Origin of the sequence: Chitinophaga barathri, from assembly GCF_003807585.1 — a bacterium.
Lineage (GTDB): Bacteria > Bacteroidota > Bacteroidia > Chitinophagales > Chitinophagaceae > Chitinophaga > Chitinophaga barathri.
In genome coordinates this window covers 97,066-119,529 of sequence record NZ_RMBX01000015.1, presented here as the reverse complement: position 1 = coordinate 119,529, position 22,464 = coordinate 97,066, and the positions used below count along the sequence as shown (strand labels likewise).

21 protein-coding genes and 1 riboswitch are annotated in these 22,464 nt (G+C 51.6%); of the genes, 7 read left to right on the top strand and 14 right to left on the bottom strand.

The genetic code is table 11. The annotated features are described in order from the left end of the window. Positions 1-6: 6 nt before the first annotated feature. Together EG028_RS24405 and EG028_RS24400 are read right to left on the bottom strand one after the other, a co-directional pair. Complete coding sequence (locus EG028_RS24405) at positions 7-1,983, bottom strand: BatD family protein (protein ID WP_120518969.1); 1,977 nt, start codon at positions 1,981-1,983, stop codon at positions 7-9. Between the two features lie 106 nt (positions 1,984-2,089). Beyond that, entirely contained in the window at positions 2,090-2,797 is a 708-nt protein-coding gene (locus tag EG028_RS24400; RefSeq protein WP_120518968.1) for an SDR family oxidoreductase, read from the bottom strand. Between the two features lie 129 nt (positions 2,798-2,926). On the opposite strand from EG028_RS24400, the gene EG028_RS24395 reads away from it, so the two are divergent. Continuing rightward, positions 2,927-3,622, top strand: a complete 696-nt coding sequence (locus EG028_RS24395) for a YjjG family noncanonical pyrimidine nucleotidase (protein ID WP_120518967.1) — start codon at positions 2,927-2,929, stop codon at positions 3,620-3,622. Positions 3,623-3,696: 74 nt separating this feature from the next. Here the strand turns inward: EG028_RS24395 and EG028_RS24390 are convergent, their stop codons facing one another. The 5 genes from EG028_RS24390 to EG028_RS24370 all read right to left on the bottom strand — a co-directional run bounded on the left by EG028_RS24390 (position 3,697) and on the right by EG028_RS24370 (position 7,153). Beyond that, on the bottom strand, positions 3,697-3,960 hold the full coding sequence (locus EG028_RS24390; protein WP_120518966.1) for a hypothetical protein: 264 nt from the start codon (positions 3,958-3,960) through the stop codon (positions 3,697-3,699). Positions 3,961-4,284: 324 nt separating this feature from the next. After that, positions 4,285-4,941, bottom strand: coding sequence for a phosphatidylserine decarboxylase family protein (locus tag EG028_RS24385; RefSeq protein ID WP_120518965.1), 657 nt, complete (start codon positions 4,939-4,941; stop codon positions 4,285-4,287). Between the two features lie 69 nt (positions 4,942-5,010). Next, the gene (locus EG028_RS24380; protein WP_120518964.1) at positions 5,011-5,940 is read right to left on the bottom strand and encodes a phosphatidate cytidylyltransferase; all 930 of its coding nucleotides are present in this window, start codon (positions 5,938-5,940) and stop codon (positions 5,011-5,013) included. 33 nt (positions 5,941-5,973) lie between these two features. Continuing rightward, positions 5,974-6,207: a putative signal transducing protein gene (locus tag EG028_RS24375; RefSeq protein ID WP_162946625.1), complete on the bottom strand. Its 234-nt coding sequence runs from the start codon at positions 6,205-6,207 to the stop codon at positions 5,974-5,976. Position 6,208: 1 nt separating this feature from the next. Next, on the bottom strand, positions 6,209-7,153 hold the full coding sequence (locus EG028_RS24370) for a CPBP family intramembrane glutamic endopeptidase (protein WP_120518962.1): 945 nt from the start codon (positions 7,151-7,153) through the stop codon (positions 6,209-6,211). An 81-nt stretch (positions 7,154-7,234) separates the two neighbouring features. Here EG028_RS24370 and dusB point away from each other — a divergent pair, with 81 nt between their 5' ends. From dusB to proC, 3 genes are all read left to right on the top strand, one after another. After that, the gene (gene dusB / locus EG028_RS24365) at positions 7,235-8,305 is read left to right on the top strand and encodes a tRNA dihydrouridine synthase DusB (RefSeq protein ID WP_120519090.1); all 1,071 of its coding nucleotides are present in this window, start codon (positions 7,235-7,237) and stop codon (positions 8,303-8,305) included. Between the two features lie 34 nt (positions 8,306-8,339). Then, a complete protein-coding gene (locus EG028_RS24360; RefSeq protein ID WP_120518961.1) occupies positions 8,340-8,909 on the top strand; it encodes an HNH endonuclease in 570 nt (189 codons plus the stop codon). Positions 8,910-9,046: 137 nt separating this feature from the next. Then, positions 9,047-9,847 (top strand): pyrroline-5-carboxylate reductase, encoded by an 801-nt coding sequence (gene proC, locus EG028_RS24355; protein ID WP_120518960.1) that lies wholly within the window; start codon positions 9,047-9,049, stop codon positions 9,845-9,847. 119 nt (positions 9,848-9,966) lie between these two features. Here the strand turns inward: proC and EG028_RS24350 are convergent, their stop codons facing one another. The 6 genes from EG028_RS24350 to EG028_RS24325 all read right to left on the bottom strand — a co-directional run bounded on the left by EG028_RS24350 (position 9,967) and on the right by EG028_RS24325 (position 18,823). Beyond that, positions 9,967-13,161, bottom strand: a complete 3,195-nt coding sequence (locus EG028_RS24350; protein ID WP_120518959.1) for an efflux RND transporter permease subunit — start codon at positions 13,159-13,161, stop codon at positions 9,967-9,969. Positions 13,162-13,191: 30 nt separating this feature from the next. Further along, positions 13,192-14,256, bottom strand: a complete 1,065-nt coding sequence (locus tag EG028_RS24345) for an efflux RND transporter periplasmic adaptor subunit (protein ID WP_120519089.1) — start codon at positions 14,254-14,256, stop codon at positions 13,192-13,194. An 8-nt stretch (positions 14,257-14,264) separates the two neighbouring features. Continuing rightward, the gene (locus EG028_RS24340; protein WP_120518958.1) at positions 14,265-15,623 is read right to left on the bottom strand and encodes a TolC family protein; all 1,359 of its coding nucleotides are present in this window, start codon (positions 15,621-15,623) and stop codon (positions 14,265-14,267) included. A 24-nt stretch (positions 15,624-15,647) separates the two neighbouring features. After that, a complete protein-coding gene (locus EG028_RS24335; RefSeq protein WP_120518957.1) occupies positions 15,648-16,256 on the bottom strand; it encodes a TetR/AcrR family transcriptional regulator in 609 nt (202 codons plus the stop codon). A gap of 2 nt (positions 16,257-16,258) precedes the next feature. Continuing rightward, positions 16,259-16,864, bottom strand: a complete 606-nt coding sequence (locus EG028_RS24330) for a TetR/AcrR family transcriptional regulator (protein ID WP_120518956.1) — start codon at positions 16,862-16,864, stop codon at positions 16,259-16,261. A 699-nt stretch (positions 16,865-17,563) separates the two neighbouring features. Further along, on the bottom strand, positions 17,564-18,823 hold the full coding sequence (locus EG028_RS24325) for a pyridoxal phosphate-dependent aminotransferase (protein ID WP_120518955.1): 1,260 nt from the start codon (positions 18,821-18,823) through the stop codon (positions 17,564-17,566). Between the two features lie 288 nt (positions 18,824-19,111). Between EG028_RS24325 and dnaN the strand changes: the two genes are divergently transcribed. From dnaN to EG028_RS24310, 3 genes are all read left to right on the top strand, one after another. Continuing rightward, positions 19,112-20,230 carry a DNA polymerase III subunit beta gene (gene dnaN / locus EG028_RS24320; RefSeq protein ID WP_120518954.1) on the top strand — a complete coding sequence of 373 codons (1,119 nt, stop codon included), beginning with the start codon at positions 19,112-19,114 and terminating at the stop codon, positions 20,228-20,230. 311 nt (positions 20,231-20,541) lie between these two features. Next, on the top strand, positions 20,542-21,375 hold the full coding sequence (locus EG028_RS24315) for a sterol desaturase family protein (RefSeq protein WP_120518953.1): 834 nt from the start codon (positions 20,542-20,544) through the stop codon (positions 21,373-21,375). A gap of 36 nt (positions 21,376-21,411) precedes the next feature. Beyond that, on the top strand, positions 21,412-21,666 hold the full coding sequence (locus EG028_RS24310) for a hypothetical protein (RefSeq protein WP_120518952.1): 255 nt from the start codon (positions 21,412-21,414) through the stop codon (positions 21,664-21,666). A gap of 107 nt (positions 21,667-21,773) precedes the next feature. On the opposite strand, the gene EG028_RS24305 is transcribed toward EG028_RS24310, so the two are convergent. Continuing rightward, positions 21,774-22,256 carry a lipocalin-like domain-containing protein gene (locus tag EG028_RS24305; RefSeq protein ID WP_120518951.1) on the bottom strand — a complete coding sequence of 161 codons (483 nt, stop codon included), beginning with the start codon at positions 22,254-22,256 and terminating at the stop codon, positions 21,774-21,776. 106 nt (positions 22,257-22,362) lie between these two features. Next, positions 22,363-22,464, top strand: a riboswitch (TPP riboswitch).

Below are 22,464 nucleotides of genomic sequence, written 5' to 3'. Positions count from 1 at the left end.
AATCGGTTATTTTCCGGCGGCGCCTCCGGCTCTGCCTTTAAGTTCATCTTCAATGGCACTGATCACTTCCACCGCTTCCTGGTAAGCTCCCTGGCGGTGCTCGCTGGTGCTGGCCGGCGCGTACAGGGCCATCTCGCAACGGTCCGTAAGCTCCAGCAGTTTGTGCATGGTGGCGCCGCTCACCAGTTCGGCCGCCAGCTTATCCTGTACCAATTGTTTGGTCAGCTCGGCCATGGGTATTTTGAACTTATGGCTGAGATACCCCCAGATGGCGCGGGAAGTTTCCTCGTAAAATGCTTTGTCTTTTCCTTCTTTGAGATAACGGGCGGCCAGCTCCAGTCGTTTGAGCGCCACGCGGTTCGCGTGTTTATGCCTCAGGAGGGCAGCATTGCTGCTGCGGAAATCCTGGCGCCTGCGATACCAGGCGATGGCCGCAAAACCCAGTAAGGGCAGCAGCAGGAGTATCCAGAAAAGCGGTTTGCCAAAGAAGAAGGGGCTGTTTTTGCTCCAGCTTTGCCCGCTTACGCGGATGGCGGCCAGCTCTGTGTTCACACCAAAATCCTCGCGGTCCCTTTTGGTTTGTTTTCCTTGTGTAACGTGTATGGCAAAGGGAGAAGAAGTAAGCGTCCTGTAAGCCTGCGCGGCGGGATCGAAGTAAGAGAACTCAACCGGCGGCAGATCGTAATCGCCCTTTTCCTGTGGCATCAGCGCGTACTGGAACTGGCGGCTGCCACTGAGCGGGTTGCTGTTCCTTTCGATATTGTCCGTTACGGTAGGATCATATTTTTCAAATGCGGGAGGAATATTCAGCGGCGGCGCGCTCAGCAGGTTCACGTTCCCCTGCCCGGCGATATTCACCTTGAGGGTAAGTGCATCGTCCGTGCTAAGCTCTTTTTTATCCATTTGCGCCGTCATGGTGAACTTACCTACCGCACCGTTGAAGCTGGCCGGGCGGCCTGCCGTGGGCAACGGTTTTACCGTCACTTTTATCACCGGGCTCTGGATCTTGTAGGGCACTACTTCGTATTCCGGCGTGCTGAAGGGGTCATCGCTGAAAAAGTCATCAAACGCGGCACCGCCGAAGGCATCCCGGAAAAGCGGGTCGTTGAAGGGATCGTTTGCCGCGCGTTTTTTCCTGCCGCCCAGTTTTACGAAATGCACCTGGTTATCCACCTCGGCAGGGTCCAGCTCCAGCTCACCCGATTGCAGGGGGAACAGCAGGGTCTTACGGATCACGAACACGTTGAATGGCGCGCCGTTCACCAGTTCTTCCTGTGCGCGCGGCGGATTGGGCAGCTCAATGTCTTTTGCGGAGAAACCTTTGAATGCCGGCACCTTCGTCACATTGGAATTCGTGGGCAGGCGGGTGTAGAGTTTGTAAGTGGCAGTGATCTGTTCGCCTTCAAACACGGTGGTTTTATCCACCTCCACTTTCACGAAAATATTTTTGCGGAGTTTATCTTTTACGTCTTCTCCTTTCCTGATCACACCGGGGTGCGACTCGCCATACACGTCCCCATAACCGCGGCGGGGCGCCTGCTGCTGTGGCTGGGGCTGCTGTTGCGGTATCTGCGCGCCGGGGCCGCCTTTTACCACTTCGATATTGATCGGGTTGCTTTTTACCATCCTGCCGTCCACACGGGCGGTAGCGCCGGGAATGGTGTATTGGCCGGGAGCCTGCGGCTGCAGCACATAAGAAAAAGCAAGATAATTGGATACTTTACCATTCACGTAAGAAGTGCTTTGCATCACTTCCGGGCCCTGTACTACGGTGAAACCTTTGAAATTGGGTATGACCTGGCCGCTGAAATTCACCGGGTTTTCCAGCAGGAACTGTACGCGCACCATCTCGTCCATGGCTATCACGTTCGAGCTGCTGTGGGTGGTAAAACGGAACTCCTGCGCATAGGCAGTAAGGGCTGCACAACAGAATATCAGCAGCGTGAATAAACTTTTCTTTAAAATGGCAGTATAAACCTTCATCCTGGAAACAAATTTAACCAAAGCCGCACCGGCGTACGCGCGCTGTGAGTTAAAAGTAAGTTAAAAAAAGTGCTAAAACAAGCCACAGGAAAGGATTTGATCCATTTCATCCGATATCGCCCAGCATCGGGCGCATCAGGATGTCTTCTATCACGGCCTGCGGGCTGAGGTTATAGGCGGCCCAGATCATATCCGCCACATCGGACGCTTCCATGAGCCTGTCCGCGGGGGCTTCAAAGCCTTCCCAGCTGGCGGTCCACACAGGGCCGGGGCTTACCGAGGTCACTTTCACCCCGAACGGTTTCATTTCCTCGCGCAGGTTCTTCGAAAAGCCCAGTAAAGCGAATTTTGTGATGCTGTAAGAGCCGCCGTTCGGGTATGCTTTATGGCTGGCGGTGGAGCAAAGGTTAAACACATGGCCTTTGCCCGCCGCTTTCATGGCGGGTATAAAAGCGCGGGTAAGGTGGTAGGCGCTGTAAAGGTTCACCGCCATCATCTTTTCCAGGTGGCCGTCTTCCTCTTCGTGCACCGCGCCGGGCGTGAATATCCCGGCATTGTTCACCAGTATGGCGGGTGTATCGCCGAAAGTATCTTTTATTTTTTGCGCAAAGGCCAGCACCGCCTGTTTGTCGCCCATATCCACTATTTCAGCGAGCACTTTTACGCCTTCCCGCCGCTGTCCGATGGATTCTTTCGCAGCGTCCAGCGCTGCTGGATTGCGGGCGCAGATGGCAATATCAAATCCTTCAGCAGCCAGCTTTTCAGCGGTCGCTTTACCTATTCCCCTGCTTGCTCCTGTGATGATCGCGTACATAATCCTGGTTGCCTGTTTTAAAGCCCTTAAAAATAATGCAAAAATTACGGAATCGTTAAATTGACCCCGCTTCCCGCCGATTGTCGTAAATTTGTGGCGAAACTATTGCTGCCAACGCTACAGACCATTATGAGATATAAACATATTTTTTTCGACCTGGACCATACACTGTGGGACTTTGAGGCCAACGCCACGGCCACGTTACAGGAGCTTTACGCTGAATACGCACTGGATAAAAGAGGCATTCCCTCTTTTGAAACTTTCTATGCATCTTATTCCGTGATCAACGACAAACTGTGGGACCGCTTCCGCAAAGGTTTTATCAACAGGAACGAGCTGCGCACCAAACGTTTCAGCATGACCTTCCTGGATTTCAGGATCTGCGACGACAAACTCTGCGACGATATGGGTGCGCGCTTCATCGAAGTGCTGCCCACGAAAACCGCGCTGTTCCCCCACGCCACCGAAGTGCTGGATTATCTCCGCGATAAAAATTATCCTATCCACATGATTACCAACGGATTTGAGGATACCCAGCGCCTGAAGATGAAACATTCCGGCATCAACGATTATTTCACGCATGTGATCACTTCGGAAAGCGCAGGCAGCCTTAAACCCCACCGCGAAATATTCGATTATGCCATGAAACTTTCTTCCACCACGGCGGCGGAAAGTATTATGATCGGGGATACGCTGGATGTGGACATCCTGGGTGCGCAGCAGGCCGGTATGGACCAGGTATATTTTGCGCCGGACAAACGGCAGGAAGGCATTCAGCCTACCTACACGATCAAAAGCCTGCATGAACTGAAGGAGATTCTTTAAAATACGCCTGACGGCAACAAAAAAGGCTGTGCTCCATATGGAACACAGCCTTTTTTAATATTGTCAGCTTCGGTTTATCCTTTTGTGGCGGGCTTTGCCTTTTCAGCTTTGGCGGCCGGTTTGGCGGCTTTGCTCTTCATAGCGGCAGTGGCTTTGGAGGGCATCGGCATACAGCAGGATTTGCCTTTGGCGGTTTGTTCTTCTTTACAGCAGGCATCGCCATCTTTGTGGCAGGCTGCTTCTTTCATTGCTTTCTTTTTTGCGGCAGGTTTTTCCTGTGCAAGTGCCGGGCCGGCCATCAGTGTTACTGCCGCGAGGGCGAAGAATATTTTTTTCATATAAAACGGTTAGAAACCTGTAATCAGTTTTTATACAAGAAGACCCAGGAGCTCAATAATAAAACCAAAGAACCACAGGCCTTTTTGCAAACGCCCGGTTGTTTTCCTGAGTTCTGATTTTTGTACCTGTTTTTCCATGTTCTGAAGATAGATCAATACATCCTAAAATCATGTTAAAAAATCAAGGAGCTGGACGATCCCTTCCAGGATGCCCATCAAAGTAGCCCATCCATCCATGTTTTCTTTGAATCCGGATCTTGATCTTCGTTTTGGTTTCATGATGTACTGAAGATAAACCAAACCGTTCTAAAGAACTGTTAAACCTTAGCCCAGCTTGGCGATGATGGTCTGCCCGCCTCTCACGGTCTGTTCCAGCGCTACATTCACTTCGGTGCCGATGGGCAGGTAAATGTCTACACGGGAGCCGAACTTGATAAAGCCCATTTCCTGGTTCTGCTTCACCTGCATGCCTGCCTTGAGATAGTTCACAATACGGCGGGCGAGGGCGCCTGCGATCTGGCGTACGAGTATCTCGTTTTTGCCGTTGCCGATCACCACGGTGTGGCGTTCGTTCTCGGTGGAGGATTTCGGGTGCCAGGCCACCAGGTACTTACCGGCGTGGTACTGGCTCAGCTTCACTTCACCGCTGATGGGGTTGCGGTTCACATGTACGTTCGCGGGGCTCATAAAGATGGACACCTGCAATCTTTTATCCTTAAAGTATTCAGCTTCGAAAGTTTCTTCAATCACCACCACTTTACCGTCCGCCGGCGCGATCACCAGCTGTTCGTCCTGTTTCATCACCCTGTTCGGGATGCGGAAGAAGGAAATGATGAAAAGGAATAAAACGAGTGAAATGCCCGCTACGATATAGCCGGTCACCGGGGAGCCCGGGAGCAGGTAAAATACCGCGCCATTAATCAGCGCCAGTACCACAAAGGTGATGGCGATGGTAGCCGTTCCCTCACGATGGATAGTCATTGTTCTGTTTTGATGATGAAAGATCGCCGGTTTTTTCCGGCGGTACGAAGGTATGAAGAAAATAAAAATTTATCGCACAAAGAGGCTCACGTATATCCATGCGAAAGGCGCGGCTACGAGCAGGGAATCGAAGCGGTCCAGGAAACCGCCGTGCCCCGGCATGATCTTCCCTGAATCCTTTACGCCGGCCAGCCTTTTGAGGCGGGATTCCAGCAGGTCGCCCGCCGTGCCGAAGATGGCGGCAATGAAAGCGAGGGCCACCCAATGCGGCCAGGCCAGGCCGAAACGTTCGGCGCCCCAGAAATAACCGAACACGCCGGCGGCGGCGATGGCCAGTATCATACCGCCCACCGTGCCTTCAATGGTCTTTTTCGGGGAGATGGACGGGAAAAAAGGCGTGCGGCCGATCAAAGAGCCTACAATGTAAGCCATGGTGTCGTTTATCCAGATAAAAATGATCAGCAGTAAGGGGATCAGTATTCCTTCCGATCCGGCGTATCCGGTCCAGTGCGGCACCGTGTCCGGATAGATGGTTGTATGCCAGCCGGGTATTACGGAATATGAAAACGGCACCAGCCGCAGGTCCACCATCATGCTCAAGGGCGCGGTGACGTATATAAGCCCCAGCATGGAATAGCCGATGGTTTTCAGCGAAAAGTTTTTACTCATCAATATCTCCCCAAGCGGTAGCAAGAGGATAAAGATGAACGCCAGTACAAACCCTATTTCACCCATCGTCACACCGCTTCCCCCAAAATGCCTGTCCGTTACCGCCATCATCACTGCACAACCCGCTATCAGCAGGCCAACGCGGTGCCAGGGCGATACTTCGCCATAGTCGCTGTCCATCAGGCGTACGAGCTTCATGTACTCCCGCAGGGCAAAAAAGTTGATCAGGAAAAATAGAAGAAAGAAACTCAATTCATTCCACAGGATGCCCCCCAGCATAATTGCTACAAAAAAGAGGGCGGTAATAGTGCGCGTGATGAAGGTCTTCATACTGTGCTCAAAAAAGTTAGATCGGGCGTAAAGCTAAGGATTGTTTTCGATCTTCCCTTCCTGGCTGGCCGCGATCAGTTCTTTGGCTTTTGCCTCGTTGCTGTTATGCACGTATACCTCGTCCATACCCGGCAGCATGGTCACAAAAGAGGAGTCCTGCCGGTTGATGATCACGGCTTCTATTTCGTTTTCAAACAGCATGCCTTTGATGATCTCGGATTCAAAGGACACATTGCTGGCAAATACTTTTACCCAGTCTTTTTCCATATCAGTATTCTTTTTCTGTTGTTGTAAATTCGGGTTCCTTCGCCAGTGATTCCAGCCTGTACCCATTTTGTTTCGATCGGTTATACAATCTCCATATCAGCAAACCTGATACCAGGGCGCTCAGCAATCCGAAATACAGCGGTACATGTTCATCCGCCATGGCGTCGTAATTGGTCATCTTCACCTGGTACAGGTAAATTAACACTACCTGGAGCCCGTTGTTCAGCACATGGGCGGCTATGGACAGCCAGAGGTTGCCGGTCGTATAATATATGGCCCCCAGCAGGAAACCCAGCAGCACCCTGGGCATAAACCCGAGGAATTGCAGGTGCACCGCGCTGAATATAACAGCTGTAATGAGCGCGGCTACCCAACCGTTCTTAACCAGCTGTGTGATAATCTTTTGCATCACGCCCCTGAACATCACTTCTTCCGCGATGGCGGGCGCCAGGGCTATCAGCAGGAGGTTGGTAAGCATGGAACGGAGGTCCGGCATTTTGAGGAGCATTTCCGTCTGCGTTTTTGCGGCTTCTTCCACGTCCATTAAGGATTTCGGTAGGTTCCAGGTTTGGTTCCATTCATTCAGCAGGCCTACCATCGGCAGGGCGCAAAGCATGATCAGTATCACCAGGCCCAGCTGGATAACGCCCACCGGCCGTTCCAGCCCGAGGTATTCACCGGGTTTCGGACTGGCCAGCCATGCTAAAATGCCCGCAGGGACCAGGAACACCAGGGTGGTGTACAAAAACTGGAATACTTTGAACGCAAAAGCAAAGGAAGGGTTGCCCCACAGCGCGGGATCTTCTATTTTATCCAGCGTATAGCCGCCGCTGATAGCCGGAAAAACTGACACCATCAGCATCCCAAAGATGAAATAACAAACGAACATCAGGGCGAAAAGCAATGCCAGCCGGGAATAAGGAGTTGATCTGCGTAATCGGTACATAAATTATCGCTGTGGTAATTTTGCGTAAATTTACACCGTGTTTGCCAGTTGACCGATAAAATAAAAACAGGCAAGATTAATATGGTGAAAATCGGAGATATAGAACTGGGTGAATTTCCGCTGTTGCTGGCGCCCATGGAAGATGTAAGCGATCCTCCCTTCAGGGCGGTATGCAAGCTGAACGGGGCGGACCTGATGTATTCGGAGTTCATTTCCTCTGAAGGCCTCATCCGCGACGCTATCAAAAGCCGCATGAAACTCGACATTTTCGACTACGAGCGGCCGGTGGGCATCCAGATATTCGGGGGAGACGAAGAGCCTATGGCCATGGCGGCCCAGATCGTGGAAACCGCTAATCCGGACCTGCTGGACATCAACTTTGGCTGCCCGGTAAAAAAAGTGACCTGCAAAGGCGCCGGCGCCGGCATCCTGAAAGACATCCCCAAGATGGTAAAGCTCACGGAAGCGGTGGTAAAAGCCACAAAGCTGCCCGTTACCGTCAAAACGCGCCTCGGATGGGACGATGATACCAAAAACATCGAGGAAGTGGCCCAGCGCCTCCAGGACGTGGGCATCAAAGCGCTCACCATACACGGCCGCACCCGTACACAGATGTATAAGGGCAGCGCGGACTGGACATTGATAGGCAAAGTGAAGAACAACCCGAAGATACATATACCCATTTTCGGTAATGGAGATATCTGCACGCCCGAACAAGCCAAAAACGCCCGGGAAAAGTACGGGGTGGACGGGGTGATGATCGGCCGGGCGGCTATCGGGTACCCCTGGATATTTAACGAGATCAAACACTTCCTGGCTACGGGCAACCATCTGCCCCCGCCAACTGTTGAAGAAAGGGTGAAGGTGTGCAAACAGCACCTGCGCCACTCGATCAGCTGGAAAGGAGACGTGGTCGGGATACTCGAAATGCGTAGACATTACACCAATTACCTGAAAGGGCTGCCGCATATCAAAGAATTCCGTGCACAATTAGTAACTTGCAATACAGCGTCAGCAATAGAATCGGTACTGGATGCCGTTGCATTACAGTACAAAGATCATATATTTGAGCGGACAATGGCCCCAATGGCTGGCTCGGAAGGAACAGCAATTAAGACAGAAAGAGAACTGGCGTGTGGTATCGCGGATTAACCCCGAATTGAATCACCAAAAAACTGCTTTCACAATGGCCACGGTTAAAAATCTGAAAAATGAGGTCTGGAAAGACTTGCAGATTAAAAACAAATCTGCCCTGCGGAAAAAGTACGCAGTGTCCAACATGGGAAGAGTGATCAGTTACCACGAAAGTATCGAAGACGGAAAATTGCTGAATGGTTCTACCGTTGAAGGTTATACGGTACTCAACATCAAACCCGCGGACACCTATCAGAGCCTTTACCTTCACCGCGAAGTGGCGCGGCTCTTTTCCCCCAAAACCAGCCGTACACAGAAATACGTTATTCATCTCGACTTTAATAAAAAAAACAACAAGATCTCCAACCTCCGCTGGGCAACCAAGGAGGAAATGGAGAAACACCAGCAGAACAGCCCCGCCAAGCTGGCCTACAAGGAATTGCAGCGCCACCGCCTGAAAGGCCTGAAGCTGAACGTGACCAAGGTGAAAAGCATCAAACGGCTGCTGGATAAACCCGGCAGAAAAACCATGAAGCAGATCGCCGAACAGTTCTCCATCAGCGAAATGCAGCTCTACCGCATCAAAAGCGGGGAGAACTGGAGCCATGTAACCCTGGATTAACACCTGAATCTTCAGGAATGATCATATTTTGATGTTGTCTGACGGTGGTCCTGCGTAATGCCGGACCACCGCCTTTTTTACCCCTCCTTGCTTGCTTCCGCGTTTTGCCGTACCTTACTCTTCCAAAATAGTAGACTATGGCAGATAAGAAAATAGCGATCATCGGCGGCGGAAACCTCGGTTCCGCCATAGCGGAAGGACTTTTAAAGAGCGGATTCAGCAAACCCGGAAGCATCACCGTTACCAAACGCAATACCGCCACCCTGGCCGCCCTGCGTGACAAAGGCGTGCACATCGAATCGGATAACGCCAAAGCCATCAGCGAAGCGGACGTAGTGGTGGTAGCCCTCAAACCATACAACGTAAAAGAAGTGCTCAGCGAACTGCGCGCCAGTTTCGACGCCAAAAAACAGATCCTCATCAGCGTGGTTACCGGCGTACTGCTGGACGATCTTGAAAAGATCACCCTGCCCGGCCTGCCCATTTTCCGCGCCATGCCCAATACCGCCATCGCCATACAGGAATCCATCACCTGCATCTGCGGCCGCAACATGACGGACGAACAAACCTCCTTCGTAAAGGAGATGTTCGACCAACTGGGCGTAACCGTAAGCATAGATGAAAAACTCATGGACGCGGCTACCGTGCTCGGCGCCTGCGGCATTGCCTACGCACTCCGTTTTATCCGCGCGAACATCCAGGGCGGTATCGAGATCGGGTTTGACGCCGCCACGGCCAATCTCATTGCCGCACAAACCGTAAAAGGCGCGGCGGAACTGCTCATCAAAGGCAACCGTCACCCCGAGGCGGAAATTGATAAGGTGACCACCCCCAAAGGATGCACCATCGCAGGGCTGAACGAAATGGAACACCAGGGCTTCAGCTCTTCCCTCATCAAAGGCATCACCGCCAGTTATGATAAGATCGTGAAAGGATAATCAAACTTTGTGGATACAACTAAAAAACAAGGCCGGGATAAGAATATCCCGGCCATTTAGTTAAACCTACAACTGTTACACTGTTTGTAACAACTATTATCACTTATGCAAGTATTTTATCAGTTCATCATGGAAGCGGCTTCCATGTCGCGGCCCTGCAGCTCCTGTACCGTAGGCGCCACCATCCGCTGGCGGATGAAACGTTTCTTCGAAATACGGTTCATACCAAACTTCGCCATGATCTTGTCCACTATCATGTAGATCACCGGCACCACGATCAGCGTCAGGAACATGGAAGAGATCAAACCTCCGATGATCACCCATGCCAGGCCATTCTTGGTGGAGGCTACACCGCCCGTTGCCAGTGCGATCGGCAGCATGCCTATCACCATTGCGATGGTGGTCATCAGGATCGGGCGCAGACGCGCTTTGTTCGCGTGGATCAATGCGTCATACGTGCTTTGCCCTTCTTCTTTCATCTGGTTTGTGAAGTCCACGAGGATGATCGCGTTCTTCGCCACAAGGCCTATCAGCATGATCATACCCAGGATGGTAAAGATGTTCAGCGTATTGTTCGTAAGCGCCAGCGCCAGTAATGCCCCGATAATGGACAGCGGGATGGAGAACATCACCACCAGGGGATAGATGTAGTTGTCGTATAACGCCACCATGATGAGGTACACCATGATGATCGAAATAAGCAAGGCCATCCCCAGCGTGGAGAACGAATCTCCCTGGTTTTCCGCGTCACCTCCGAACTTGTAAGATACGCCGGTTGGTTTTTGCAGTTTGGCCAGTTTGGTGCCGAATTCCTGCGTTACGGTGCCTGAAGGACGGCCCATCACCTGGCTCTGCACGTTCACCGAAGTGTTTTTGTCCCGGCGCTCCAGCCTGCTGGGCCCTGAGCCTTCGGTAACCGTTGCAAACTGGCTCAGTTTGATCAGCTCGCCTTTATCGTTTTTAAAATCGATCTGCGAAACGTCCTGTATATTTTTCCGGTTAAAATCGTCGAACCGGATGTTGATGTCGTATTCATATTCACCCTGGCGGAACTTCACTTTGGAATCGTCCGCGGTGCCGCTGAACGCGGTCTGCATAGTACTGCCCACGTTTTCCAGCGTCAGGCCGAGGGCGCTCATTTTGTCCCTGTCCACCTGTACGTTGATCTCGGGGTTTCCTTCTTCCACGGAGAGTTTCACCTCGCTGGAACCTTCAATCGTTGTCAATTCAGCCATCGCTACCTTGGCAAAACTCATCACGCTGTCCAGGTCCGTACCCATTACCACCAGCTCCACAGGGGCGCGTTGCGCGGTACCCATGATGCTCACCGGTGTGGTTTTTACTTTTACGCCGGGCAGCTGGTCCTTCAGTTCCTTTTTGATCTTCGAAGCGAAGATGTCCGATGGTTCGCGCAGGTGCTGATCCACCAGCATTACGGTGATCTCTGATTTGTACGCGGTGGACTGCGAAGCGCCGAAGCCGTCTTCGGAGGTCTGGCCCACGGTGGTGATCAGGGAAGTAACCGTGTTGTTATTGCTCATAAACTGCTCCACTTTGCGGGTAGCCTGGTTGGTTTGTTCCAGCGAAGCGTCTTTCGGCATTTCGAGCATGATAATGAACTGGCCACGGTCACCGTTCGGGATAAACTCACCGCCGATGTAGCCCCTGCCCACAAGCTGGAAAGAAGCGATCAGCAGTACGAGGGAACCTACGATGGTGATGGTCTTATGACCCAATGCCCATTTCAGCAGGCCCGTCATCCAGGCGGTGAATTTGTCCAGCTGCCTTTCGAACCAGAGGATAAACCGCTGGAACACGTTCTTACCGGTGAGATGCGTGACCTTACCGAAGCGGGAAGCCAGCAAAGGCACGATGGTAAAGGAGGTGAGCAGGCTCAGCATGGTGGAGATCATTACCACTACGCAAAACTCGCGGAGGATCTTGCTCACCAGCTCGTTCGTCAGAGAAATGGGAAGGAACACTACCACGATCACAAGCGTAATGGAGGTAACGGTGAACCCGATCTCTTTCACCCCGTCAAACGCGGCGCGCACTTTGTTTTTGCCCATCTCCATGTGGCGGTAAATATTTTCCAGCACCACGATGGCGTCATCCACGAGGATGCCCACCACCAGCGAAAGGCCCAGCAGGCTCATCAGGTTCAGCGAGAAACCGAAAAGTTTCATGCCGATGAACGTGGCGATCAGTGAAGCGGGAATGGAGATCATTACGAAGATTGCATTCCTGAGACTGTGCAGGAAAAGCATCATTACCGCGGCCACGAGCAGGATCGCGATGACCAGGTCATGGATCACGGAGTCCGCGGACTCCAGGGTGAACACGGATGCGTCGTTCGCCACTTTTACTTTCAGGCTGGCGCCGGCGTATTCTTTTTCTATTTCCGCAATCGCTTTCTGCATGGCTTCACTCACGGTCACGGCGTTCGCATCCGTTTGTTTCTGCACCTGCATAGCAATGGCGCTTTCGCCATCCACTCTTGCGATCTTTTCCGCGTCTTTCTGGCTGTCCTGCACGTCCGCCACATCGCCGAGGCGCACCTGTGTGCCGGTGGCGGTGGTAGTGAGCACGAGGCTGCGCAGCTGGTCCACGTTTTTATATTTACCGGCAAGGCGCACCAGGATCTGCTGATCCACGGTTTTTACCTTACCCGTCGGGAAGTCCAGGTTTGCGTTCGTGATGATCTGGCGTACCTGGAGAATGGAGAGTTTATAGGCTTCCAGTTTCTTCGGGTCGATATTGATCTTTATTTCTCTTTCCTGTCCGCCGATGAGCGTGATCTGCGCAACGCCAGGCAGGCGGGAAAGCTGCGGCTGGATCTTTTTGTCCACCAGGTCGTAGAACTGGCGATCGTCCATTTTGGCGGTGGCGGAAAGGGTCATGATGGGAAGGTCATCCAGCGAGAACTTGTTCAGGCTGGGCGGTTTGGCATCGCCGGGAAGGTCCGCCAGGATGGCGTTCACCTTACGTTGCGCGTCCTGCAGGGCAATGTCCACATCCGCATCGTTATTCAGCTCCACCGTCACCATGGAAAGGCTTTCGGAGGAACGGGAAGTAAGTTTTTTAATATTTTCCATGGAAGCCACCGCGTCCTCCACCTTTTTGGTGACGGTGCTTTCCACTTCCTGCGGCGAGGCGCCGGGGTATACGGTGGCTATCGTTACGATGGGGGAGCTGAACTTGGGCAGCAGCTCATAGTTCAGGGCTTTGTAGCTGATCAGCCCCAGCAGGGTAAGGATCGTGAACAACACGATCACGACGGTAGGCCGCTTTATCGAAATCTCTGTAATCTTCATCGGTCAAAAATGTTTTGGTAAGCGATCCTGTTACTTGGCCTGCACGGTTACTTTCGCTCCGTCTGTCAGGTTGATCTGCCCGCTGGTGATCACGGTTTCGCCTTCGGCAAGGCCTTCGCGTATCTCTACCCTGTCTCCGTAAATGCGGCCGGCGGTCACTTTGCGGAGTTTGGCGGCGTTGCCTTCCATGACATAAATCTGGTTGCTGTTCACACCGCCCACAAACGCGTTGCGGGATACGAGGATGGCAGCGGCCTGCTGTGGCATGGCGAAGTTCGCGGTGCCGTACATACCCGCTTTCAGTTGTTTGCCGCTTACGTTGCTTACTTCCATTTCAACAGGATAGCTCAGTGTAGCGTCTCCTTTGGCAGCGATGAAGGTGATCCTGCCGGTGTATTTGGTTTCGGGGAATACGTTCGTGGTCACTTCTACCTTATCGCCGAGTTTCAGGTGGATCACCTGCATTTCGGGAACGGTCACTTTCAGTTTGAGGCTGCTTACGTCCACGATGTCGAACATTTTGGTGCTCGTGGCAAGATATGCGCCCTGCTCCACGTATTTGGCGTTGACGATGCCGGAGATCGGGGCTTTCACATAAGTGTCGCGGATGCGGCGGGAAGCTGCATCGTAGCGGCTTTGAGCCAGTTCGTACTGAAGGCGGGTATCGTCCATTTGTTTCTGGGTTACACCGCCGGTTTTGAAGGCGCTTTCGTATCGTTCCTTATCCACCTTCAGCTGCTCCAGGTTCACTTTGGCGGATTGCAGGTCTGTGCCCAGCAATTCGTCATCTATGCGCGCCATGATCTGGCCTTGTTTTACGTACGTTCCTTCGTCTACCATCAGTTTGGTGATGCGGCCGGATGTTTCGCTCAGGAAGGTCAGCTCGCGGGCGGGCTCAAAGTTCCCGTTCACGGCAAACGCCTGGTCAAAATCGGTGCTGGTCACTTTCTCTGTCAGCACCGGCACATCGCCCGTGTTGCTTTGTTTTACGAATTCTGTCTTTTCCGTGTTGGCTTTTTTGTTCGCATTCAGCTTCCACATGATGGCAGCGAGTGCTGCTATTGTTAAAACGCCGTAGATTAAAACTTTCTTCATGGCTTGCATTAGTTTAAGAGTGATGGCAGGTTACCGTGTGATTTGATAAGGTCGAGCTCCGCTAATTTGTATTGCAGCAGGGCTTCGTTGTAGCTGTTCTGTGCTTCGGCCAGCGAGGTTTCCGCGTTCAGCAGGTCCGTCAGGCTGGCGAGGCCCTGGTTGTAATTATTCTGGGTGGAAGCGTACACCTCATCTGCCAGGGATACGTTTTCCTTTTGTGTTTTGATGGTGCTCAGGCTGTTCAGCAGCACAAGCCGACTGTTTTCAAAAGCGGTGGTCAGCTCCAGTTTGTTCGCTTCCAGTTGTTTGTTCACCTGTGCCAGCGTCACATTCGCCTGGTCCACGCGGGAGCGGCGGGCAAAGCCGTCAAAGATGGGGATCTTCAGCGTGAGCCCAATGGAGGCCATGCCGAACCAGTTCGCGGTGGAGCCGCCTTTGAACAGGTCAAACTTGTCGCTGAGGCCGTTGTAGCTGTAGCGGCCGTTGAAACTCAGGCTGGGGAAGTATTCCGCGATGTATGCTTTTTTCTGGAAGGTTTGCAGCTCTTCGGTTTTCTTCAGCAGTTTGAATTCGGTCCTGTTGCTGAGGTTGAAGTTGCCAAAGTCCGTTGTAACGGCGGCTTTCCTTTCTATATCGCTCAGTTCAAGCGATGGCAGCGAGACGTTTTCTTCCACGCTCATGCCCATGATCTGTTTCAGTTTGTTTTCTTCCACGCGCAGCTGGTTTTGCAGCTGGCTTTTCTGCGTCTGGTAGTTCACGAGGTTCACCCGGATGCGGTCCAGGTCGATGCGTTTGGCAAGACCGTTGTCCAGCTGGCTTTGCGTGGTTTCCACGAGGCGGGTCAGCTTATCGATATTCGTCTGGATGACGCTCATTTTTTCCTTTTTCACCAGCAGCGCGTAGTAGAGGCCGGATACGTTGTAGATCACGTTCTCTTTGGTCTGTTGGGTTTGCAGGCTGTAATATTCCTCGCCTGATTTGGCGGCTTTGAGACCGGTGAACACGCTCTGGTTAAACACCTGCTGGTTCAGCTCCGCGGTGGCGGTAGCGTTCCAGGTGGTGCCCACTTCCACGGGCATGGGTTTGCCGGGCTCTGCCTGGTTAAAGGCGCCGGGAAGTACCATTACCTGTTTCTGAAGATTGTCCGTGAGGTTGCCGCTGCCGGTCACCTGGGGGAGGGCCTGGGCGCGGATCTCTTTTGTTTTCAGCCTGCCCATGTCTTCTTCCAGGCGGCTCACTGCCAGCGTCTGGTTATGGTCCAGGGCAAATCGCAGGCAGTCCTGCAGCGTGAGCTGTTTCGTTTGTGCGTTCGCGTTGAACGTTCCTCCGGCGGTCAGGAGCAGGAACGGTATGATCCATTTTTTCATGTTACGGTTTGTATGGCGAATTTGTTATGCAGTTGTTTTTTCGGGAAGGTATTGTTCCACCAGGCGTTGGCCGGCCGGGGTGGCTATTCCGTGTATATAATGAGCCGTCATTTGTTCCACCACTTCGTGGAGGTCAAATTCCGCGGCGGGATAAAGCAGGGGGTTGAACAGCGCGTTCAGTTGCAGCAGGCGCATGTGCACCAGGATGCCGATGTGCAGCGTGGCGCGGTAAAGCCCTTCCCTGATACCACGCTCCAGGTTCGTGCGGATAATGCCGGTCACCTGCTGTTCCCTGAAATCCTGGATGGTTTTCCAGGCGGTGGGATGGTATTTTTCCAGTTCAAAGAGCAGCACGGGATTGGTGCTCCTGGCCAGGTGTTCCGTATGTTTGATGGAAAGGGCCAGTTCTTCGATGGCATTGGCCCCGGCGGTGGCGCACTCCGCCAGCTGCCGGCAGTAGGTATTGGTCATAAAGGCCACTACTTCGTTGACCAGCTCGGTTTTATCCGCAAAATGTTCGTACACTGTTTTTTTGGATATGCCGCATTCACGGGCAATGTCCTGCATGGTGATGCTTTTGATGCCGAACGTTCTGCAAAGCCTTAATGCCGTTTCGAGTACCCTTTCCCGCATGATCAACTTTTTAAGCCTTTGATGAAGATGTCGGCCAGTTGCACCTGCCACTCGCGCACCATTTCAAACTCCTCCTCACTGATCTCATCCGTCAGTTCACGTGTGGAGAGGGACAGGCGCAGGCCGATCATAGATTGTATATAAAGGGCAGCTACCTGCTCCGGGTTGTCCGAAACGAGTTCTCCGCTGGCGACGCCTTTGCTGATGATTCCTGTTACGATGGTCGTTTCTTTTTCCCGGGCCTGGCGGAACGTTTCGTCGGAGTTTAATAACTGCTTGTCTTTCAAAATTTTAAATAATTCCAGGCGGCAGAATTTGCGGGCAAAGTTCTGGCGTACCGGTATCATGTCCAGGAGGGCGTCCTGGGCGGTGGGGGCGGCAGCCGTGCTTTGTTCCAGTTCCTGGAAGTACATTTCCCCGGCTTTTTCGAGTACTGCAATGTGCAGGCTGTGTTTGTCAGGGAAATAATAGTATAAAGAAGCCTTTGAGCAATGCAGATCGTCGGCGATCTCGTTCATGGTCGTTTTTGAAGCGCCATAATGAGTGAACCTTTTCAGAGCCGCCTCGATGATCCGCTCGCGCATTTCGTCTCTGTTTTCTGTGTGCATTAACTTTCTGACTTTTTTAGTTACAAAGTCAAAATTAGAATAAGTTTTGGAATTTGGTAAGCACGGTTGACCATTTAACGGATTTTTAACTAATTTTTGATGGTGGGAGGCTTGGTGGTTTTCGGAGTTTCCGGGGATTGAAAGTCAAGGGCTTAAGAATTGACGGAAAATAACGAAAAGCTCAATATCAATTGATTTTTAATTATTTGAGAAGTGATATAATAATTAATATGCATTATACACAATTAAAAATGAAATAAGTTAGGTTTGAAATAAAATGTGTAAAAACGTCATTAATATGGTTTTAGGCTTATGCGGGCGTTTATAACTGTTTTGGGCATGGGTATTGGTTAAGAATATATGCCGGCTCTATGGCCCTCATAATCAATTGATATTTTATAGCGCATAAAGGGATTGGTGAAGCTGATTCCTGAAGTCGCCGGCCCGGACATTCCGTCCAGGCGAAAAATGCGGAAAAAACATAACGGTTACATAGCGGTTAGAAAAAGGTTACACCGGCATTTATAACGGTTAGAACGCTTTTACTCCGCTTTTACAACACCGTTAGACCGGGGAGGAAGGCCGTTGGGTTGCCGGTACGAGGCCGGTATGACGCCGGTATGACGCCGGTTAAAGGCCATTACAAACAAAAAAGGCGCTCCTTCCGGAACGCCTTATAATATAATATCTCTCTGAAAATTATTGCAGTTTCTCCAGCGCGGCTTTCAAAGCAGCCAGCATCGCCGGGATCTCTTCCTTCACGCAGGTGCCTACGCTCAGGCGGTACCAGGGGGAAGATTTGTCGGAACCGAATGCGTAGAAAGGAACCACGGCCAGTTTCGCCTCATCCAGGATGTAGGAGGTAACGGCGCCCTGGTCTTCCAGCACTTTACCGTCAGCGGTCTTTTTGCCCTTCAGGTCCAGTTTGATGGTGAGATAGATGGCGGCCTGCGGGGCGATGGCGTCCACCTGGTGACCCGCTTTTTTCAGCGCGTCAAACCCTTCGTAGATCTTCACCAGTCTTTCTTCTACTTCTCCTTTGAAGTGTTTCAGGTATTTGTCCACCGCTTCTTTCTGCACGAGGTATTTGGCGGCGGCTTTCTGCTCTGCCATCGGGCTCCATGCACCTACGTGGGAGAGGATGGCCTTCATTTTGGTCATCACGTGTTTGGGGCCCAGCGCCCAGCCCACACGTACGCCGGTACCGGCAAACGCTTTACTCATACCATCGATGAACACGGTGTAGTTCTTCATTTCAGGACGGAGCGTTACGGGGTTGTAGTGCTCGGTTTCACCAAAGGTGAGTACCCAGTACATCTGGTCGAACAGTACGTAGAGGGGCTTTTCGCCTTCTCCGCGGCTTTTGTTCTCGGCCAGTACCATATCGCAGATATCTTCCAGCTGTTTTTTACCAAAAGTGGTACCGGTGGGGTTCTGCGGGGAGCAGAGCGCCAGCAGGGTTGCGCCTTTCAGCAGGGGTTTCAGTTCCGCCGCGGTAGGCATGAAGTCGTTCTCCGCTTTGGCTTCCAGTACTACGTGCTCTCCTTCGAGGAAGTGCGTATAGTGGTTGTTGTTCCAGGAAGGCGTGGCGTAGATCACTTTTTCGCCACGGTCCACGATGGTGCGGTAAGTAGCGTAGATGATGGGGCGGCCGCCGCAGGAGATCACGATCTCGCTGGCGGGGTCGAAGGTGATGCCTTCACGCTCCGCGATAAAGTCACCAACAGCTTTGCGCAGCTCGGCAATACCGTCTGCGGGCGGGTAGTTCGTATATTTATCCCTGTACGCCTGGATGATCTCGTTTTCGAACTCAACCGGGATGGGGAAAACCTTGGGGTCAAAGTCACCGATGGTGAAATTGTAAATCTTTTCACCCTTAGCCTGCTTTTCCTTGATCTCTCCTGCAAGTTTGATAATTTCGGAACCTATCAGCGTTTCGGCTAAATGAGACAGTTTCATAACCCCTGTTTTTATTGTTTTAATGAATGGATTGTTTTTGCGCCCGCAAAACTAACCGATTTATTAATAATTTAAAAGAAACGGGCAATGGTTTCCAATATTTTCAAGATTTCGGCAAAAAACAGTGGTTTTGTTCAAAAACAGGTCGTTTTACTGCATTTTTAGCAAGGATTAAGTTTCCCTTCAACGCCTGCTGCTATTGCTCCCGGATGTGGAAAAGCCGTCCGCGATCATTCGCAAAACTTTATATCTTTAACCTTACATTTGCAACAATTATTAAGTAACCTTATGAAGTTTATCGTTTCTTCCTCTACTTTATTAAAACAATTGCAACAGATCAGCGGTGTAATTAACTCTAACACGGTGTTGCCCATCCTCGAAGACTTCCTCTTCTCAATCGACAAGAATGAGCTGACCGTAGTGGCAACCGACCTGGAAACCGTTATGAAGGTAAAGCTGGAGGTGGAAGCCAAAGAAAGCGGCCGCATTTGTATCCCCGCCAAGATCCTCATGGATTCCCTGAAGAACCTGCCGGAACAGCCGCTCACTTTCAATATAGACCTGAATTCCTTTGCCGTGGAGATCACTTCAGACAACGGTAAGTATAAAGTGATGGGCGAAAACCCGGAGAATTTCCCCAAAGAACCCGCGGCTGAAGACGCCACGAAGTTCGAAATGCCCGCCTCCGCGCTCATTACCGCTATCGCCAAAACGCTTTTCGCTGTCAGCAACGATGATCTCCGCCCGCAGATGACCGGCGTATACTTCGAGCTGAACCCGGAAAACCTGACCTTCGTGGCCACGGACGCGCACAGGCTGGTAAAATACATCCGCACGGATGTGAAATGCCCGCAGGCGGACAACTTCATCGTGCCTAAAAAACCGCTGAACCTGCTGAAATCAGCCATTCCGGACAACGAAAGCACTCTCCAGATCGCGTATAGCCGTAATCACTTTTTTGTGACGCACGAGAACGCACAGATGATCTGCCGCCTGATAGACGCCCGTTTCCCTGACTATAAAGTGGTGATCCCTAAAGAGAACCCTTACCGCCTCACCCTCGTGAAAAACGACTTCCAGAACGCGCTGAAACGCGTTGGGGTGTTTGCAAACAAAAGCACGAACCAGGTGGCGCTGAACATCAGCGGCTCCGAGCTCCAGCTTTCCGCGCAGGATGTGGATTTCTCTTTTGAAGGTAACGAACGCATGAGCTGCCAGTACAACGGCGAAGACATGCAGATCGCTTTCAACGCGAAATTCCTGATCGAAATGCTGCACGCGGCCGAAGGTGACGAGATCACCATCGACCTTAGCGCACCCACCAAAGCCGGCATTCTCCGCCCCGTTGAAAAAACAGATGAGGAAGACCTGCTGATGCTGGTGATGCCGCTGCTGATGAACAACTAATTAAAACGCATCAAAATACGCGGGCCGTTATCTCCGGATGACGGCCCTTTTTTTATGCCCCCAACCGGCCAAACATTAAAAAGCACTATATATTAAACAATTAAACTATCAGTTTCAAAACCCCCTGTTTTAAGAAACAGTTAATTCTTTCTTCTTATATAAAGCATTCTATGAATGAATTTCTTGATTTTCCCGGAAGAAATTCTCCCCCTGAAACCCGCCACAATTGGGCAAAATGTTGTAAATTCTAAGTGCAATAATGCAGGATTTCACGTAACTGATATGGCTAAACGGCCCAACCCTGGAAACAAATGGTCGAATTCTTTGAACATATTCCCTCTTATTACCGTACCGCGATCCTCGTAGCCGGGCTGGTAATATTATGGATATTGGAAGGGGCTATTCCACGTTTGCGTTTCTCCGGCAACAAATACCGTCATGCCGGCACCAATCTCTTTTTTACGCTTACTACGGCTGTTGTGAACCTCGGGTTTGCCTTCCTGATCGTAAAAGCGTCGGACTTTACCACCGAAAAGCAGTTCGGCCTGCTGTACCTCATCCAGCTGCCGCTGTGGCTGCACGCCGTTATCGCTATCATGATGATGGATTTCATCGGTGCGTACCTCGTTCATTTTATACAGCACAAAGTGACCTGGATGTGGCATTTTCATAAAGTACATCATATGGACACCGCGGTGGACGCTACTACTGCGCTGCGCCATCATCCCGTAGAGTGTTTATTCCGTGTGGGCGCTTTGCTTACGGCCATATTACTCACGGGCATTCCTATCTGGATGGTGATGTTTTACCAGAGCGTCAGCGCGCTCATGAGCCAGTTCAACCACGCCAATATACACCTGCCGCATTGGGCGGACAGGGCGCTGAGCTGGATCATCGTTTCGCCGGACATGCACAAGGTGCATCACAGCCGCCACCAGCCTGAAACTGATTCCAATTACGCTAATATATTTTCTGTGTGGGACCGTTTATTCGGCACGTTTGTAACGGTGAAAGATACCACAGGCCTGCGTTACGGGCTGGATGAGTACCAGGATGAACGGTACCGGCAGATCGGGGCTTTGCTTAAGACGCCATGGGAGGACGTACCTGTACCGGAAAAACAAGCGGGATTTCAACAACAGTAGGGTTTTTTATTTGATAACTATATAATACCAACTACAATGCACCACCCAACAAGTCTGCCTAAGATTGCAGGATTTGCATCCATCTTTATCGGTGTGATCACTGCCGCCTTTGCATTCATCAGTAAATCTGCCGAAGCCGCTATTTATCTCGGCGCTGCGGGAGTTTTAGCCTGTCTCGTGTCCCTGGTCATCGCCCGCAAGAATATTGACGAACTGCAAATGGCTGTAGCCGGTCTGTTTCTTTCTATCGTAGCCACCGGTATCGGCGTTTGGCAGTTGTACAACTTTTAATCCGCGCGGATTGCGCTAACAAGTTCCTCCTTTCGGGTGCCGGTGTAATAACCGTACCCAAAATGATGAAACCTCCCGAATCCGGATCGGGGAACTTGCTCTTGATCCTATTTCCCTTTCCCCCTGCGCGTGTATTTTTCGAGGTAACCCGGCGCGGCCTTCAGTGGGAATAATACCATGGATGTATCGTCCAGCGACTTAACGAGGAGTGTGTCAATCGCTGAAACAGGATTTTTGACGCCTTCGGAATGGCTCCACAGAAACAACGTATCCTTCACTAATAACCATTTGTCGTACAGCAGCGTATGCATGTTGATGGAAGAGGCTTTGCCGTTTTTCCGGAGATTGATGCCCTGTGTAAGACTGTCCAGCCCCGGCACCGGCTGCATCCAGCGCCCCGCGATGAGGGTGGAATCTATATGCACCGTGTCCGGCACTACCGCTACGGAATCTGCTTCCATTACCACGGTATCCACTACGCTATCTGCCGGCAGCACAGCTGAGGTGTCCGTTGCGGTTTCCTTCTGCACAGGCGCCTGGCAGGCAGCCAGCAGTACGAGGCAAAGCAGCGGCATCCAAAGTTTGATCATACGGTTGAATTTACAGGTTGTTATCAAAGATAATGCTAAACACCCCGCGTTGTATCAGTTCTCTTCAAACCCCATTTGGAATTTGACATGCTGTAGTGTAGATTTGTATCCACTTTAGGGGTGTTCCGGCGTTACAACCGGAACTGAGATGATACCCTCAGTACCTGATGCAGTTCACACTGACGTAGGGAAAAGTAATACTGAACTC

Bases quoted from the DNA above. Each gene is read 5' to 3' on its own strand.
- EG028_RS24405 (WP_120518969.1), bottom strand. From the start codon at position 1,983: ATGAAGGTTTATACTGCCATTTTAAAGAAAAGTTTATTCACGCTGCTG.
- EG028_RS24400 (WP_120518968.1), bottom strand. From the start codon at position 2,797: ATGTACGCGATCATCACAGGAGCAAGCAGGGGAATAGGTAAAGCGACC.
- EG028_RS24395 (WP_120518967.1), top strand. From the start codon at position 2,927: ATGAGATATAAACATATTTTTTTCGACCTGGACCATACACTGTGGGAC.
- EG028_RS24390 (WP_120518966.1), bottom strand. From the start codon at position 3,960: ATGAAAAAAATATTCTTCGCCCTCGCGGCAGTAACACTGATGGCCGGC.
- EG028_RS24385 (WP_120518965.1), bottom strand. From the start codon at position 4,941: ATGACTATCCATCGTGAGGGAACGGCTACCATCGCCATCACCTTTGTG.
- EG028_RS24380 (WP_120518964.1), bottom strand. From the start codon at position 5,940: ATGAAGACCTTCATCACGCGCACTATTACCGCCCTCTTTTTTGTAGCA.
- EG028_RS24375 (WP_162946625.1), bottom strand. From the start codon at position 6,207: ATGGAAAAAGACTGGGTAAAAGTATTTGCCAGCAATGTGTCCTTTGAA.
- EG028_RS24370 (WP_120518962.1), bottom strand. From the start codon at position 7,153: ATGTACCGATTACGCAGATCAACTCCTTATTCCCGGCTGGCATTGCTT.
- dusB (WP_120519090.1), top strand. From the start codon at position 7,235: ATGGTGAAAATCGGAGATATAGAACTGGGTGAATTTCCGCTGTTGCTG.
- EG028_RS24360 (WP_120518961.1), top strand. From the start codon at position 8,340: ATGGCCACGGTTAAAAATCTGAAAAATGAGGTCTGGAAAGACTTGCAG.
- proC (WP_120518960.1), top strand. From the start codon at position 9,047: ATGGCAGATAAGAAAATAGCGATCATCGGCGGCGGAAACCTCGGTTCC.
- EG028_RS24350 (WP_120518959.1), bottom strand. From the start codon at position 13,161: ATGAAGATTACAGAGATTTCGATAAAGCGGCCTACCGTCGTGATCGTG.
- EG028_RS24345 (WP_120519089.1), bottom strand. From the start codon at position 14,256: ATGAAGAAAGTTTTAATCTACGGCGTTTTAACAATAGCAGCACTCGCT.
- EG028_RS24340 (WP_120518958.1), bottom strand. From the start codon at position 15,623: ATGAAAAAATGGATCATACCGTTCCTGCTCCTGACCGCCGGAGGAACG.
- EG028_RS24335 (WP_120518957.1), bottom strand. From the start codon at position 16,256: ATGCGGGAAAGGGTACTCGAAACGGCATTAAGGCTTTGCAGAACGTTC.
- EG028_RS24330 (WP_120518956.1), bottom strand. From the start codon at position 16,864: ATGCACACAGAAAACAGAGACGAAATGCGCGAGCGGATCATCGAGGCG.
- EG028_RS24325 (WP_120518955.1), bottom strand. From the start codon at position 18,823: ATGAAACTGTCTCATTTAGCCGAAACGCTGATAGGTTCCGAAATTATC.
- dnaN (WP_120518954.1), top strand. From the start codon at position 19,112: ATGAAGTTTATCGTTTCTTCCTCTACTTTATTAAAACAATTGCAACAG.
- EG028_RS24315 (WP_120518953.1), top strand. From the start codon at position 20,542: ATGGTCGAATTCTTTGAACATATTCCCTCTTATTACCGTACCGCGATC.
- EG028_RS24310 (WP_120518952.1), top strand. From the start codon at position 21,412: ATGCACCACCCAACAAGTCTGCCTAAGATTGCAGGATTTGCATCCATC.
- EG028_RS24305 (WP_120518951.1), bottom strand. From the start codon at position 22,256: ATGATCAAACTTTGGATGCCGCTGCTTTGCCTCGTACTGCTGGCTGCC.